Origin of the sequence: Aliamphritea spongicola, assembly GCF_017051665.1 — a bacterium.
In the GTDB taxonomy this organism is placed as follows: Bacteria; Pseudomonadota; Gammaproteobacteria; order Pseudomonadales; family Balneatricaceae; genus Amphritea; species Amphritea spongicola.
Genome location: NZ_JAFIDL010000113.1, coordinates 1 through 286, shown reverse-complemented (window position 1 = coordinate 286; position 286 = coordinate 1). Strand labels below are relative to the sequence as shown.

Below are 286 nucleotides of genomic sequence, written 5' to 3'. Positions count from 1 at the left end.
ACGACACATCTTCCCGACTGCAAATACCTGTTGGTGGTCTTTCATAAACCGGAATATTTGTTGTCGCTCTTGGAGAAGATGCCTACCGCCTTTTTTAAAATATCCCTTTCTGTCTCTGCTTCCTTTAAAGCTTTCTTCAATTGGGCTATTTCCCGCTGCTCGGCAGTCATCACTGGCTTTCCGTTACCAGCGAAACTACCTTCTGCTGAATTCTTGTATTCACGACTCCAGCGCCTTACCATATCTGAAGGAATGCCTAGTTCACGGCTGATTTCATTGGAGGATT

General features: G+C 45.1%; 1 protein-coding gene. It reads right to left on the bottom strand.

Translation table 11 applies throughout. The features are described 5' to 3' along the window. Window positions 1-41: 41 nt before the first annotated feature. On the bottom strand, window positions 42-286 hold a 245-nt coding region (locus JYB63_RS22965; RefSeq protein WP_205660235.1), incomplete at its 5' end, for a transposase.